The organism is Proteus sp. CD3 (assembly GCF_008808075.1).
GTDB lineage: Bacteria > Pseudomonadota > Gammaproteobacteria > Enterobacterales > Enterobacteriaceae > Proteus > Proteus appendicitidis.
Map to the genome: position 1 here is coordinate 2,520,688 of NZ_CP019686.1, position 14,628 is coordinate 2,535,315.

The following is a 14,628-nucleotide window of genomic DNA, read 5'->3' on the forward strand; positions in this document are numbered from 1 at the left end:
GTAATTATTCACCTAATTTTTTTAATGTCGAATTAACTGACATAATCGACAAATAGCGAACTTTTGCACATAAAACTTCTGTTTTTGATTCAATACTCATTTTTAATAAATCTAAGCTATCTTTACTTGCTGTACCTTGAACACTACGGTACATCGCATTGATTTCACTAATTTCTTTAAATGAACTCATCATGGATTGATAGTCAGATGGAGAAAAAGTTTTCAAAGAATCAAGTTGTTTGATGCAAGCACTTTGTGGTGCTAGCCCTAATTTTCTTGCATCTACGCCACTATCAGCAGGCTCTGCTGCGGGTGCCATAGAAATCGGTTGTGCAACAGCTACTGGTTGAGTAGTTGCTACAGGCTGTGTGGTTTGTGTTGGCGCTGGCGCTTCAATTGGACGAGTTTGATCAGTCCACGCACACCCAGATAGGGCGAGGACGCTGGTTGCCATAAAAACAGCGAGAACATTCTTTTTATTTTGTAATAAGGACATCATTTTTCCTTAATTCCGATCAGACTTAAACAAGAGCATATGAGTTGTCGCATTTTAAGCCATTTTATTATAATTTTCTATTACCTACTGCATACTAAATAAATAGGCTAACACTCTTGGTTACAATGAGTGTTCCTATCATTTCATTTGTTTTTTCTTAAAATACTACTTACATCACACTAAATGCATCAAATCTTGAATATCGGATTTATTTAGTAAAAATGTTGTCATATAAACTGATCGTTTTTTATATTGATGGGATAATACCAGATTATTATAAAAATAATAATCCTAATTTTATCATTTATTTACGCAATATATGCGTAAAAAATACGCTTATATTTTGTTGCTGTTTTTTAATACCGAGATAAAATCAAAAAATGAATATCTAATTAAGTATTGATATTCATTTTATCCTTCAAAATAGGAGAACTAAAATGAGTCGTTTTAAAATTGGTATCGTTGTCGGTAGTTTAAGAAAAGATTCGTTTAATAAGCAAACAGCACATGCCTTAATTAAGTTATTTCCTCAAGAATTTACCTGCCAGTTTATCGATATTAGTGCTCTTCCTCTCTATAACCAAGATGATGACAGTCATACCCCTTCTTCTGTTGTCGATTTCAAACAACAAATAAAAGCGTGCCAAGGTATTGTTTTTGTTACTCCAGAATATAATCGCTCAATCCCTGGCGTGCTGAAAAATGCATTAGATCAAGCCTCTCGCCCTTATGGAACGAGTGCTTGGAATGAAATCCCAGCCGGTATTATTGGTGTTTCAATAGGTAATATTAGTACAGCAATAGCTCAACAGCATTTACGTAATTCATTAGCCTTCTTAAATATGCCAACGCTAAATCAACCAGAGTGTTATCTAAAATGGTATGACGGAATGGTTGATAATGGGCAGTTTTCAGAGAAAACAGCAGCTTTTATGCAAAACTGGGTTGATGCCTACGTTGCTTTTGTGAAGCAAAATAATCAATAATCAAATAAACTAAAAAGAGCTTTATGTGAAAAACATAAGCTCTTTTTCTTTTTAAACATCAAAGTTAATGTAATTTATTTGGTTATAATATCTCTACTGACAAATAAAAGTTTTAATATTTTATAGATTAAAAGTGACTATAAATTTGTCTACTTCAACATTTAATAACATAAGACAAAAATGGATTATCCTTAAAAGATATATTTTCTTATTACAATTAATAATTGTTTGTTATATAACCAAAAGTAAAGGGATTTAAATAGAATCGGACTTGAGATCAAATTTAATCATTTATCTTATTCGTTCTAAAGTCATAAAATATCAATAGACTTCAATCTATTACCACATATAAAAATTACAATTTGATAATTATTTTTAATAATTTATATTAGATTAGAACCTTAGCCATAATGTGCGATACATCTCTAAATAATATGCTTTTATAATTGTGACAAACAAAAAAATTACCTATATTATTAATCCATTAAATACTGGCAGGTAAATCATGGATAAAAATTTAAAAGAAATTGAATGCGAAATTGCTGCTCTAAAAATTGTTATCAAGTCTTTACTTTCCACGCTAAATGATAAACAACGAAGAGATATGTTGGGCAATATATCTATAGTGCTTGAGGATACATCGAACAAATACCCTCAGCTTAATGAAGTTATTAACTTAACTGAGCAATATGTGAAGAAACTGACTCAAGCCTAATGAAAACGATATTTGCTATTAAATTTATACCCTAATTTTTATAGGGTGCTAATAGCATCCTATTGATTATTTTATATAAGACATACTGTGATTTTCCTTTCATTTACATAGCACTAAGTTAAATTTACTGAGTGTCTATTTTCCTCATCTCAAATATCCTCACATTTACTATCTAATGAAAAATGCAACAACATTGTATATTTTCTTGTCTATTTAATTTTTTCTTGGATTTAATTAAACAATTAATTAATATAAAAAATAATTTATCACACAGCAATAAATTGTCTTTCTTTTGAGGATCTTATGGAAAAAAAAGTTGTCAATATAGAGTATGAAATTGCAGCAGTAAAAGTTGTTCTAAAAGCCTTGTTATTGACTTTGACAGATAAACAAAAAGAAATAGTGATCCATGATATAAATAAGACCGTCAATGATGCTTACATCGAACATCCTCAATACCAAGATATTATAAGTAAGACCGAACAATATATAAAAAAAATACTCTAAGCATTAAATTATCATTCTTCAACACCCTCTCTTTATTATTTATATTAGAGAGGATTTATATCTACATCTTTAAAAAATCAAATCGCTTCAAACTTTAACATAATCACTGATTGATTAAGTATAAACAAAATAATGTGATTATTTATGGCTCGCTAATTCGGATAATAATGAAAACTTTAGATTTATGATGTTTATGCGTCTAACGAGTAAAAACTTACCACCTTAGACACATACTTTATAAATTTTTTCTCTATTAACGATGAGCAAGATTAAACTTTTGTACCGATAACTGTAATTCTTCGGTTTGCCTTTCTAATGAAATAGCTGCTGCTGAGACTTGTTCAACTAAAGAGGCATTCTGTTGTGTTACACCATCCATTTGAGTAATCGCCACACTCACTTGACCAATACCTTTACTTTGCTCTTCAGATGCAATAGTGATTTCTTTCATTATTGACGTTACCTGTTTAACGCCCGTCAAAATGTCTTCCATCGTATTTTCCATATCACTGACTAATTTTGCCCCCTTTTTTACACGGGCAGTGGAATCAGCAATAAGAACTTCAATCTCTTTAGCCGCTTTGGCACTATCTCCGGCTAAATTACGCACTTCATTGGCGACAACCATAAATCCTCGGCCATGTGCTCCTGCTCTTGCCGCTTCTACTGATGCATTTAAAGCCAGTATATTGGTTTGAAACGCAATGTTATTAATGACATTGATGATATCTGCAATTTTGCTTGAACTATTAGAGATCCCATCCATTGTTGTCACAACAGATTCAGCTAATTCATTGCCTTTTTCAACAGTCACTGATGCAACTTCAGCCAATTCTCTTGCTTGATAAGCATGTTCCATGTTCTGGTTCACAGCCGCTGTTATCTCTTCCATACTTGCTGCTGTTTGTTCTAATGCTGTTGCTTGCTCTTCTGTACGAGAAGCTAAATCATTATTCCCTTTGGCTATTTCAGAAGCACCACGATAAATACTGTCACTTCCCATTCGGATCGTACTTACCGCTTCATGCAAACTATTTTGCATATCATTTAATAACGGTATTAATCGCCCTGCACAGTTATTACCAAAAGGTTCTAGTGGCTGACTTAGATCACCTTCTGTAATTTTCACAAAATGTTGGCGAATATTTTCGAGTGGTTTTTGTAACATAACGGCTAAATAGCGATCGGTGAGGAACAAAATAATTGCCCCTAAAATGGCACTAATAACAATAACAATTTGTGTCACTTCAATAAGCTTATCCACTTCTTCAATCGTATTATCAATTTTTATATTTGCGACATGATTAAAGTTTTCGCTTACATTGCCTAATTCGCGACTCAATGCAGGTGTTACATTTTTTGCATGATGTGTATATTGCTCGATAGTGCCATTGAGCGCTAATTCCATCTGCTTTTTTACGCCTTGTTCAAAAAGCGCTTGCCATACGTCCATAAGTTCTTTTGATACTTTTGCATCCATAGGTCCTGGAGAAACAGATTTCATATACTCAATCTGTTTTTCCATATTTTCCATCGCCAATTGTACTTGTGTAAAATCGACGTCTTTGCCTTCTGCTTTTTCATCAATGAGACGATTTAGTCGAGACGTGAATCGAAAATACTGATCATTTCCCTGACTGAGTGCAGCCATTTGTTTTATTATTTGATTATCAGATTGATTGCCTTGAGATATTTGTGATAGTGACCATGCGCTATAAAGACTAACACCGCCAAATAACACACATAAAGTCCCCAATATGATTATCAGCATCAGACGAATAGTAATGTTACGAAGTTTCTGCATCGAATTTCTCAACTAACAAGATAAAGTAAGCCCAATAGGGCGTAATGTACTCTTATCGACAGTTTTTCAATTTATTTTAATTTTTTACTAAAGTTTTTTATAAATTGGTTTTTTATTTTCTATACATAAAAAGGGTTAGATGAAAGAAGCAAAAACGTTACTTATCTATCATTTTTTATAATTTGATATAAAAAAAATAAAGTTCTATAAAATCAATACGCCATAAAAACAGTGAATTGAAAAATAAATAAGAAGCATTAAAAAAATAAAAGGATAGTTGAAGGGAAAATGAGGTTTAGAATATTCTTAAATAATTAACTCAATAAAAATCACCTCAAATTATAACAAATCTGAGGTGATCATATTTTATCGTTAGAAGGTTGTTTCTATCCCTAATCTAACAGTACGTCCAGGAATTGGCATATAAATAACCGTACCAGGATCAAATGTATAACGATTCGTTAAGTTATCAATATTAAATGTGAAGTTGATATTTTTTCTTAATGCGTACTTACCAAAAAGATCGACAGTTGTTGATGAATATAGTTTCTGAACAGGAGCCGCAGCCGTACCGACTAACCATTTTTGAGGGTAATCTTTTCCTGAATTATAACGAACCCTAACGCCTGTCTGTAATTTTTGATCAAACATTTTAATACCCGCAATCCCTGAGAAAATTTTCTCTGGTGGTATTCTTGAAGGTGATAATCCCCATGCAAAACCAACAGAATTACAGGCTGATTCAAGGTGACCTAATTCCATTTCAGCTTTTGAACATAGATCGGCTTTATTATAGAAAGTCGCATCAACTGAACCAAATAGATAATTTGAATCATATTTTAATTCAACTTCATAACCTGATAATTTAAATTTATCGTAATTCTTAGTGACAACGTAAGACTCAGGATAATATCCACCATTTGGATTTACCCCTTGAGAAAGATAATTTTTAATATCATTATTGAAATAAGCAATACGTAATGACGTATTATCTTCATCAAAAATAAGATTATCTTTATCTAAATGGATACCTACTTCGAAAGATCGCGCATTTTCAGGTTTAATCGGATACTTAGGGTTATAAGAATAGGTTTGATCTGATACAGAGCTTTCAAATAAACTCGGCTCTCTATAAGTATCTGAATATTTGCTATAAAGATCTAAATCTGGTGTCACATGGAAACGTATCTCACCAAAGAAATCATTTTTAGGTCCATAGGTTGTTGTTTTTCCGGCAATATGATCTTCAACTTTAAAGGAATGAATACGCCAACCGCCCAATGTATCAATCCATTTACCTTTATAAGCAATATTGGTAAATAGTGAGCTGGTTATTCCTTTTGCATTGCGATTTGCCGTAAATAGTTCTCTGCCTTGCGTTATCCCCTCTGGGCTCCAATTAGATTCATACCTTTTAGTTAATGGTTTTGTTGTTTGAGCCATATACTCAATACCATAAGTAATATCTATTGGCTTATTGGCAAGCTGTGACGTATTTTCGATATTAAAACCAATTCGTTCGTCACTGTATTTATGTTTGTATTGATCACCATAATGTGCAGAAACATCATCTGTTAAACCATTTCTTTGATTAAATTTTCCTTTGGTCCACCATACGCCGATATTCATATCCACTAAAATCGACTCTGGTTTATAAGAGTAGTTTACAGACGTTGTATCTATTCTGGCGCTACCTAATGTCCATTGTGACATTTGTCCATCAGATTGATACCAATAAGCAGCAAGAACTTCACCCGCTCTTTGTTCATGATGGCGGTAGTTAATTTCTAAACTGGAGTAAGGATTAAAATAGATATTGGACTTCAGTAAAGTTGACTGACTGTCATAACTGGTATTAACAACTTCCTGTCCAGGTTTAATCGGTGAATCTGCTAGCCTATATTTGTCATAACCATGCTTACCCGCAACAAAGTTACCCTGTGTACGATCACTATAAGCTATTAAGAAATCGAATTTTTCATTTCGATAAGCAACACCCGCGGTATAAGCACCATTATTAAAATGGGTACTTTTTAAATCTGTTGATGGTCGATAGTTGCCTTCTTCTTTCTCATTTGAGCCAATAGTAGGTCTAACATTATTATTATAAAGGCTGCCTTTAAATAGAAAGCCAACTTGATCACCTTGAGGAATAATACTATTTGCTGAAATGGTTTTTAACTTAACTGTTCCACCAATCGCGCCCCCCGAGAATTTACTCATGGAAGCACCTTTTTCTATTTCGATAGTATCAATCAAATCAGAATCAATATATGTTCTATCTGAACTTCCTTGATAACCCCGCCATGTATTCGTTGATTGTAGACTTCCATCAATAATAATAGGAACACGGCCATTTCCTTGTAACCCACGAATACCAATATCAAGCGCTCCCGCTTCATTTCTAGAATTATTACTTTGAAGCGATGTTTCATTAGCAAAGATATCTGAGTTAGTAGTTCCTCTTATCGTACTAATGTCTTTTGTATTAATCTGTTTAATATCTGTTTTAGTTTTATTTGCGGTAACAACAAGTTTGTCTTCTTGATTTGCTGGCGTATTTTGGCTGGCTAAAGATGACGTTGATGTGCATAAAATAACTAAGGTTATTATGTTTTTTTTTGCTTGAAATATCATTTAACTAATGCCTTTCACTTATCAACTATCAATCGTTTTATATCATCAAGTAACCTGATGAATGTTAAAAATTAATCTGTCATTTATCTAATAAATTTGAATAACTATTAGCTTTTTGAACAATAGAAAAATAAAATAGCTATATTATTTATAGGGTTATATTCCTTTAATGGTTTATTTAAGGAATAGGAATATACTCCAATGATAATAATTATCAATATAATAATAACTATTATTATCATCTGGTTAACATTTGGATTTTTATACTAATTATTTGACTTATTGGCTTGATAAAATAAGTGGAATAGGATTTAAACAATGCGTATTGAGATGATATTGAGGAAAAGATTATTTGGAGCGGGCGAAGGGAATCGAACCCTCGTATAGAGCTTGGGAAGCTCTCGTTCTACCATTGAACTACGCCCGCATTGGATTTTTCTGATTATACGCCTCCTTGATTGAACGACAATCCCCTTCTTATTTAAATGATTATTTAATCATCGAAAAAAAGATAACCATTTGTTTTTAAAAACAATAAAGCCACCTTTCGGTGGCTTTATAACTATATCGATATTCGTTAATGTTATTCGCTAATTAACTATTTATTTAAAATAGCAGTTATTCAAAATAACAATTATTTATTAGGGCGCATTGCCGGGAATAAAATAACATCACGAATAGTATGGCTGTCAGTAAATAACATCACCATACGGTCAATACCAATACCTAAACCTGCTGTTGGCGGTAAACCATGTTCTAATGCCGTGATATAGTCATGGTCGAAGAACATAGCTTCAGCATCACCCGCTTCTTTTTGGCGAACTTGATCTTCAAAACGCTCTGCTTGGTCTTGTGCATCATTAAGTTCTGAGAAACCATTACCAATTTCACGACCACCAATAAAGAATTCGAAGCGGTCAGTGATAAACGGATTATCATCGTTACGACGAGCCAGTGGAGAAACTTCTGCTGGGTATTCAATAATGAACGTTGGTTGAATTAAGTGGCTTTCTGCAACTTCTTCAAAAATTTCACACTGAACACGACCTAAGCCCCAGCTTTTCTCAATCTTAATACCAATAGATTGAGCAATAGCAACCGCTTTATCCATATCATCAAGATCCGTCATTACGGTTTCTGGACGATATTTGCAGATAGCTTCTTTCATAGTTAATTTGGCAAAAGGTTTACCAAAATCAAACTCTTGATCACCATATTTCACTAATGAAGAGCCAAGTACATTTTCAGTTAATGTACGGAATAATTCTTCAGTTAATTCAATCAAGTCGCGGTAATCTGCATACGCCATATAGAGTTCCATCATTGTAAACTCTGGGTTATGACGTGGTGATACACCCTCGTTACGGAAGTTACGGTTGATTTCGAATACGCGATCAAAACCACCCACAACTAAACGTTTTAAATATAATTCAGGTGCAATACGCAGATACATATCGATATCTAACGCATTATGGTGCGTAATAAACGGACGCGCACTTGCTCCACCAGGAATGGTTTGCATCATTGGCGTTTCAACTTCCATAAAGCCTTTGTTCACCATAAATTGACGGATACCCGCCATAACTTGTGAACGAATTTGGAACGTTTTACGCGATTCTTCATTAGAGATCAGATCTAAATAGCGCTGACGATAACGCATTTCTTGGTCAGCTAAACCGTGGAATTTATCCGGTAATGGGCGTAATGCTTTAGTTAATAAACGCACTTCGTGACAATGAATACTTAGTTCACCCGTTTTCGTTTTAAAAACACGACCACTAGCCCCTAAGATATCGCCCAAATCCCATTTTTTAAATTGCTCGTTATAGATGCCTTCTGGTAAATCATCACGAGAAACATAAAGCTGAATACGACCACCCATGTCTTGCAATGTAGCGAAAGATGCCTTGCCCATAATACGGCGAGTCATCATACGACCTGCAATAGAAACTTCCACATTTGCGGCTTCTAACTCTTCTGCACTCATTGCATCATACTTTTGATGTAATTCGTCAGACAGCGCATTTCTGCGGAAATCATTTGGGAATGCGTTACCATTATCACGTAAAGCGGATAATTTTTCGCGGCGTGTTTGCAGTTCGTTATTTAAATCAGGTGCCTGCTCCGCACCTTGTTGCTGTTGCGACATGTTTTTCCTCACAGGCCCGCTTTTAAGCTAGCTTCAATAAATTTATCAAGATCACCGTCTAATACTGCTTGTGTATTACGCGTTTCCACACCAGTACGTAAATCTTTAATACGTGAATCATCAAGAACATAAGAACGAATTTGACTACCCCAGCCAATATCGGACTTGTTATCTTCCATTACTTGCTTGTCTGCATTTTTCTTCTGCATTTCCAGCTCGTATAACTTCGCTTTCATCTGCTTCATTGCCTGATCTTTGTTCTTATGCTGAGAGCGATCGTTTTGGCATTGAGTAACAAGACCTGTTGGAACGTGGGTAATACGAACCGCAGATTCTGTTTTGTTAACGTGCTGTCCACCTGCACCCGAAGCACGATAAACGTCAATACGTAAATCAGCAGGGTTGATTTCAATATCAATATTGTCATCAACTTCAGGGTAAATAAAGGCAGAACTAAATGAGGTATGACGACGGCCACCTGAGTCAAAGGGGCTTTTACGAACTAGGCGATGAACACCCGTTTCTGTACGTAACCAACCATAGGCGTACTCACCAATAATTTTGATAGTCGCTGATTTTAATCCTGCAACATCACCGTCAGATTCTTCAATAATTTCTGTTTTAAAGCCTCTTGATTCCGCCCAACGCAAGTACATGCGCATCAGCATACTTGCCCAATCTTGCGCTTCTGTACCACCAGAGCCGGCTTGTAAATCAAGGTAGCAATCCGCACTGTCATATTCACCAGAGAACATACGACGGAATTCTAATTGCTCAAGCTTTTTATTTAAACCATCTAATTCAGCAATAGCTTCGTTAAATGTTTCTTCGTCATCAGCTTCAACAGCTAATTCAAGTAAACCAGAAACGTCTTCTAGTCCTTGCTCTAACTGATCGATTGTTTCTACGATAGCCTCAAGAGATGAACGCTCTTTGCCTAATGCTTGCGCCCTTTCTGGCTCATTCCATACATCAGGTTGTTCTAATTCAGCGTTAACTTCTTCTAAACGCTCTTTCTTGGCATCATAGTCAAAGATACCCCCTGAGAACATTCGTTCTTTCAGAGACTTCTTCAATTTGGTGTTTTACGGGGTTGATTTCAAACATATTTTTTCGTCTTTATGTTATTTTTAAAAACAATTGGAATAAATTTTGAACCGCATATTGTAACGGATATATCAGCGGGTTTATAGCATTTATATACAACTGTCTACCAGATAGTTATTAGCATAACAACGTGACTCTTTATATCACGGTAAATTGCTTAATTATTCGTGTTAACAAGGCCAAATATGCTCAACAAGCAGTTGCGCATTACGTTGCCCTCTAAACTCATTTACATCTAATCTATAAGCCAACTCGACGGTTTTAATACTGTTATCAGGCCATATATTGATATCAACATTAAATGCAATTGCATCAATCATAAGATGACTATTTACTGGCTGAAGCATCATTTTTAAATGCTTACTACCCACAATACGTTGTTGTAACAGCGTAAACTTACCGTCAAATAAAGGTTCAGGAAAAGCCTGTCCCCACGGACCTGCTTCTCTTAGCATTTCTGCGATAGGCAATGAAAATTGATGTTCAGTTAGTTCACCATCCGATAAAATAACACCTTGCAACTGTTCGTCAGAAACCAGCTCTGCCATTAAAGACGAAAAATGGCGCTGAAATAATGGGAATTTATCCTCTTCAAGTGAAAGCCCCGCCGCCATTGCGTGCCCACCAAATTTCACCATCAAACCCGGATTTAATGTATTTAATCGCTCTAAAGCATCTCGAAGATGAACACCACTAATTGAACGACCAGAGCCTTTTAATAAACCATCACCACTAGGTGCAAACGCAATAACTGGACGATGCAATTTTTCTTTAATACGAGACGCTAAAATACCCACAACACCTTGGTGCCATTGAGGATGATAAATCGCTAAACCATTGGGTAAATCGTGTTGCGTTCCCATAAATTGGCGAAAAATAGTTGAGGCTTCTTCTTGCATGCCCGCTTCAATTTCACGCCGAGTTTGATTTAATCCGTCAAGTTCATTAGCAATTTCACGCGCTGAACCAATATTGTCAGTTAAAAGTAACGCGACACCGACAGACATATCATCAAGACGCCCTGCTGCGTTTAAGCGAGGTCCTAAAGAGAAACCTAAGTCACTACTAACCAATTGAGATAGCTCTTTACGAGAAACTTCCGTAAGTGCTTTGATCCCTACACAACAACGACCAGCCCTTATTCGGCGTAATCCTTCGTAAACAAAAATACGGTTATTTTCATCAAGAGGAACAACGTCTGCCACTGTACCTAGTGCAACTAAATCAAGAAAATCCGCCATATTAGGGCGAGCTAAGTTTTGTTGCTCAAACCAACCTTGTTTTTCTAATTCAGCTCTTAATGCCGTCATTAAATAAAAGGTAACGCCAACACCGGCTAATGATTTAGATAAAAAAGAGCAATCTGTCAGATTAGGATTAATAATCGCATCAGCAGCGGGTAAGGTTTGTCCCGGTAAATGGTGATCCGTAACAAGAACACGAATACCATATTCATGAGCCGTATCCACACCTTCAAAAGAGGAAATGCCATTATCAACAGTGATAATGAGATCAACCCCTTTTTTAGCAACATCATGAACAACTTGAGGGCTTAAACCATAACCATCATCAAAGCGATTAGGAATATGATAACTAACTTGCTTAAATCCCATTTGGCGTAATGCTTTAATCGCAAGTGCGGTACTCGTTGCACCATCGGCATCAAAATCACCGACAATAACAATACGAGATTGTTGCTGTAACGCCTCAATCAGTAATGAAATTGCCGTTTCTATTCCGGTTAATGCTTGATAATGAAGTAAGCCTCTTAACGATCGTTCTAGTTGAACTTCAGATGTTATTCCACGATTAGCATAAATTTGTCGTAATAAGGGATCTAAGTTATCCGGTAATTGAGTTACCTGTGCAATTCGACGACGCAGTGTCGGTTCAATAGTGACCATAAAACGTAATTACTTCTCTTTTTTATCTAATAATTCAACAAGGTTTTGCGCAGAAATATATCCACCATAAATACTGGCATTAGGTAACACAATAGCAGGTGTACCCTGAATACCCATCATGGTGCCTAATTTAAAGTGTTCATTGATATTGATTTTTTTGCAGTCATCAATCGCAATAATTTTGTCACCTTTAAATGCGCTGTCTAATGATTTATTAGGGAATCCACTACACCACACAGCATTCATTTCTTTGCTCACAATATTGTTACTAATGCCATTACGAGGAAACGCTAAATAGCGTACTGTGACACCTTGTTTATTCAATTCGGGCACTTCTTGATGAAGTTTTTGGCAATAAGGGCAACTAATATCAGTAAAAATAGTGATCACATGGCGTTCATTTCGCGCTTTATAAACGATCATTTCATTCTTAAGTGAGTCTACTTTTTTCATGATAACTTGATTAGCAATGCTAACTGGCTCCCCACTGCTAATGTTATAAATAGGTCCCGCGGTCAGATATTTACCATCATCTGTAATATAAAAAATGCCTTTATCTGATAACACCGCATTTAATCCAACAATCGGTGTAGGTTGGATACTTTCAGCTTTAATTTGCATTTTAGCCAGTTGCGCTTCAATTGAGGCATTGTCAGCAAGCACGGGCATTGACACCATGCTTAATAATATTGGCAACCAGAGTAATTTCTTTTTCATTTGAATTCCTATTTAACGCCAGCTCTTTAGCGGCTATCCCCTTGGATGATGTTGCTGATGAAGCGCTTTCAAACGTTCTGTTGCAACATGGGTATAAATCTGTGTTGTAGAGAGGTCACTGTGCCCCAATAACATCTGTACAACACGCAAGTCTGCTCCATGATTTAAGAGATGTGTCGCAAATGCATGACGCAACACATGGGGTGATAGTTTTTCAGTATCGATCCCTGCTATCACGGCATAATGTTTTATCCGATGCCAAAATGTTTGGCGTGTCATTTTTTGCCCTCTTAAGCTAGGAAAAACAATATCGTCTGTTTTCCCTTGCATTAAAGTGGGTCTTCCATATTGCAGATATTGCTCCAGCCAGTAAATAGCTTCTTCACCTAAAGGAACTAATCGTTCTTTATCGCCCTTACCAATAACACGTAGCACGCCTTGTCGTAAGCTGATATCAGAGAGGGATAATCCCACTAATTCAGAAACACGAAGCCCGCATGCATAAAGAACTTCAAGCATTGCTTTATCGCGCAATTCAAGTGGCTCATCAATACAAGGAGCATTGAGTAAATCATCAACTTGTCGTTCACTTAAATCTTTGGGTAAACGCTTAGGAAGCTTAGGTGTTGACAGTAAGGAGCTTGGATCGTCTAAACGTAACTTTTCACGATACAGATACTGAAATAATCGACGCATTGTGCTAAGTAGGCGTGCAGCACTACTGGCTTTATAGCCTTCATCTAAACGCGTCGCGAGAAAGGATTGCAAATCCAAAGTAGTGACCGATAACCAGTCTAATTGGTGATGTGCAAGCCATTGCCCTAATGCTTGTAAGTCTAAGCGATAAGAGCTGAGCGTATTTGCGGATAAGCCTTGCTCCAACCAAATATTGTCGAGAAATTGTTCAATGATAATATCAGTATCTTCATTGATATGAGTTGTCTTTTTTGTCGATAATTTGGTTTGTGACACAGTCTTGCTCTCCCTCTCTTTAGCTTATCGCCTTTACATTATGCCTTATAAAAAAATTTTTCTGGTACAATAGTGACCTTTATTGGCAAAAATATCCTAAAAACCTTTATGAAAATTGGTCTATTTTACGGTTCCAGCACCTGTTACACCGAAATGGCAGCAGAAAAAATTCGTGATATTCTCGGTGAAGAGTTCGTTGATCTTCATAATGTTCAAGAGTGTGACATCACGCTTATGGAACAATATGACATCCTTATTTTAGGTATTCCAACTTGGGATTTTGGTGAGATCCAAGAAGATTGGCTCAATATTTGGGATACATTGCCAACATTAAATTTAAAAAATAAGCTGATTGCAATGTATGGAATGGGTGATCAGGTTGATTACAGCGAATGGTTTCTTGATGCGCTGGGTATGCTCTACCATCATTTATTACCAAGTGGTGTTAAGTTTATTGGTTTTTGGCCTGTTGATGGGTATGAGTTTGTCAGCCCAAAACCTTTATCAGATGATGGTAAACATTTTGTTGGTCTTGCATTAGATGACGTAAACCAATTTGAAGAAACTGATGAACGTTTATCACAATGGTGTATGCAAATTCTACGTGAAGTAGAAGAAAAGTTATAAATTTAAT

At 35.7% G+C, this 14,628-nt stretch carries 12 protein-coding genes and 1 tRNA gene; 4 read left to right on the forward strand and 9 right to left on the reverse strand.

Annotation, left to right across the window (positions count from 1 at the left end):
* Window positions 1-4 precede the first annotated feature (4 nt).
* A complete protein-coding gene (locus tag BTA34_RS11505) occupies window positions 5-496 on the reverse strand; it encodes a hypothetical protein (protein ID WP_265576077.1) in 492 nt (163 codons plus the stop codon).
* A gap of 437 nt (window positions 497-933) precedes the next feature.
* On the opposite strand from BTA34_RS11505, the gene BTA34_RS11510 reads away from it, so the two are divergent.
* The 3 genes from BTA34_RS11510 to BTA34_RS11520 all read left to right on the forward strand — a co-directional run bounded on the left by BTA34_RS11510 (window position 934) and on the right by BTA34_RS11520 (window position 2,704).
* A complete protein-coding gene (locus tag BTA34_RS11510) occupies window positions 934-1,482 on the forward strand; it encodes an NADPH-dependent FMN reductase (RefSeq protein ID WP_151435700.1) in 549 nt (182 codons plus the stop codon).
* A 505-nt stretch (window positions 1,483-1,987) separates the two neighbouring features.
* Entirely contained in the window at window positions 1,988-2,197 is a 210-nt protein-coding gene (locus BTA34_RS11515; protein WP_069367749.1) for a sigma-S stabilization anti-adapter protein IraP, read from the forward strand.
* A gap of 303 nt (window positions 2,198-2,500) precedes the next feature.
* Window positions 2,501-2,704 carry a hypothetical protein gene (locus BTA34_RS11520; RefSeq protein ID WP_151435701.1) on the forward strand — a complete coding sequence of 68 codons (204 nt, stop codon included), beginning with the start codon at window positions 2,501-2,503 and terminating at the stop codon, window positions 2,702-2,704.
* Window positions 2,705-2,957: 253 nt separating this feature from the next.
* Here BTA34_RS11520 and BTA34_RS11525 read toward each other — a convergent pair whose 3' ends face one another.
* The 8 genes from BTA34_RS11525 to xerD form a co-directional block, all read right to left on the reverse strand.
* Entirely contained in the window at window positions 2,958-4,508 is a 1,551-nt protein-coding gene (locus BTA34_RS11525; RefSeq protein ID WP_151435702.1) for a methyl-accepting chemotaxis protein, read from the reverse strand.
* Window positions 4,509-4,880: 372 nt separating this feature from the next.
* Complete coding sequence (locus BTA34_RS11530; RefSeq protein ID WP_151435703.1) at window positions 4,881-7,145, reverse strand: TonB-dependent receptor domain-containing protein; 2,265 nt, start codon at window positions 7,143-7,145, stop codon at window positions 4,881-4,883.
* 353 nt (window positions 7,146-7,498) lie between these two features.
* Window positions 7,499-7,572, reverse strand: a tRNA-Gly gene (locus tag BTA34_RS11535).
* A gap of 207 nt (window positions 7,573-7,779) precedes the next feature.
* Entirely contained in the window at window positions 7,780-9,294 is a 1,515-nt protein-coding gene (gene lysS / locus BTA34_RS11540) for a lysine--tRNA ligase (protein WP_151435704.1), read from the reverse strand.
* Between the two features lie 8 nt (window positions 9,295-9,302).
* A protein-coding gene (gene prfB, locus BTA34_RS11545) for a peptide chain release factor 2 (RefSeq protein ID WP_109371064.1) occupies window positions 9,303-10,401 on the reverse strand; the annotation gives its coding sequence in 2 pieces (ribosomal slippage) (window positions 9,303-10,325 and window positions 10,327-10,401; 1,098 coding nt in all).
* A 170-nt stretch (window positions 10,402-10,571) separates the two neighbouring features.
* Window positions 10,572-12,305 carry a single-stranded-DNA-specific exonuclease RecJ gene (gene recJ / locus BTA34_RS11550; RefSeq protein ID WP_151435705.1) on the reverse strand — a complete coding sequence of 578 codons (1,734 nt, stop codon included), beginning with the start codon at window positions 12,303-12,305 and terminating at the stop codon, window positions 10,572-10,574.
* A 9-nt stretch (window positions 12,306-12,314) separates the two neighbouring features.
* Window positions 12,315-13,022 (reverse strand): bifunctional protein-disulfide isomerase/oxidoreductase DsbC, encoded by a 708-nt coding sequence (dsbC, locus tag BTA34_RS11555; RefSeq protein WP_151435706.1) that lies wholly within the window; start codon window positions 13,020-13,022, stop codon window positions 12,315-12,317.
* Between the two features lie 33 nt (window positions 13,023-13,055).
* A complete protein-coding gene (gene xerD, locus BTA34_RS11560) occupies window positions 13,056-13,994 on the reverse strand; it encodes a site-specific tyrosine recombinase XerD (RefSeq protein WP_151435707.1) in 939 nt (312 codons plus the stop codon).
* A 108-nt stretch (window positions 13,995-14,102) separates the two neighbouring features.
* Between xerD and fldB the strand changes: the two genes are divergently transcribed.
* Complete coding sequence (gene fldB / locus BTA34_RS11565; RefSeq protein ID WP_100159164.1) at window positions 14,103-14,621, forward strand: flavodoxin FldB; 519 nt, start codon at window positions 14,103-14,105, stop codon at window positions 14,619-14,621.
* Window positions 14,622-14,628: the final 7 nt, after the last annotated feature.

Bases quoted from the DNA above. Each gene is read 5' to 3' on its own strand.
- lysS (WP_151435704.1), bottom strand. From the start codon at position 9,294: ATGTCGCAACAGCAACAAGGTGCGGAGCAGGCACCTGATTTAAATAAC.
- fldB (WP_100159164.1), top strand. From the start codon at position 14,103: ATGAAAATTGGTCTATTTTACGGTTCCAGCACCTGTTACACCGAAATG.
- BTA34_RS11525 (WP_151435702.1), bottom strand. From the start codon at position 4,508: ATGCAGAAACTTCGTAACATTACTATTCGTCTGATGCTGATAATCATA.
- dsbC (WP_151435706.1), bottom strand. From the start codon at position 13,022: ATGAAAAAGAAATTACTCTGGTTGCCAATATTATTAAGCATGGTGTCA.
- BTA34_RS11505 (WP_265576077.1), bottom strand. From the start codon at position 496: ATGTCCTTATTACAAAATAAAAAGAATGTTCTCGCTGTTTTTATGGCA.
- BTA34_RS11530 (WP_151435703.1), bottom strand. From the start codon at position 7,145: ATGATATTTCAAGCAAAAAAAAACATAATAACCTTAGTTATTTTATGC.
- recJ (WP_151435705.1), bottom strand. From the start codon at position 12,305: ATGGTCACTATTGAACCGACACTGCGTCGTCGAATTGCACAGGTAACT.
- BTA34_RS11510 (WP_151435700.1), top strand. From the start codon at position 934: ATGAGTCGTTTTAAAATTGGTATCGTTGTCGGTAGTTTAAGAAAAGAT.
- BTA34_RS11520 (WP_151435701.1), top strand. From the start codon at position 2,501: ATGGAAAAAAAAGTTGTCAATATAGAGTATGAAATTGCAGCAGTAAAA.
- BTA34_RS11515 (WP_069367749.1), top strand. From the start codon at position 1,988: ATGGATAAAAATTTAAAAGAAATTGAATGCGAAATTGCTGCTCTAAAA.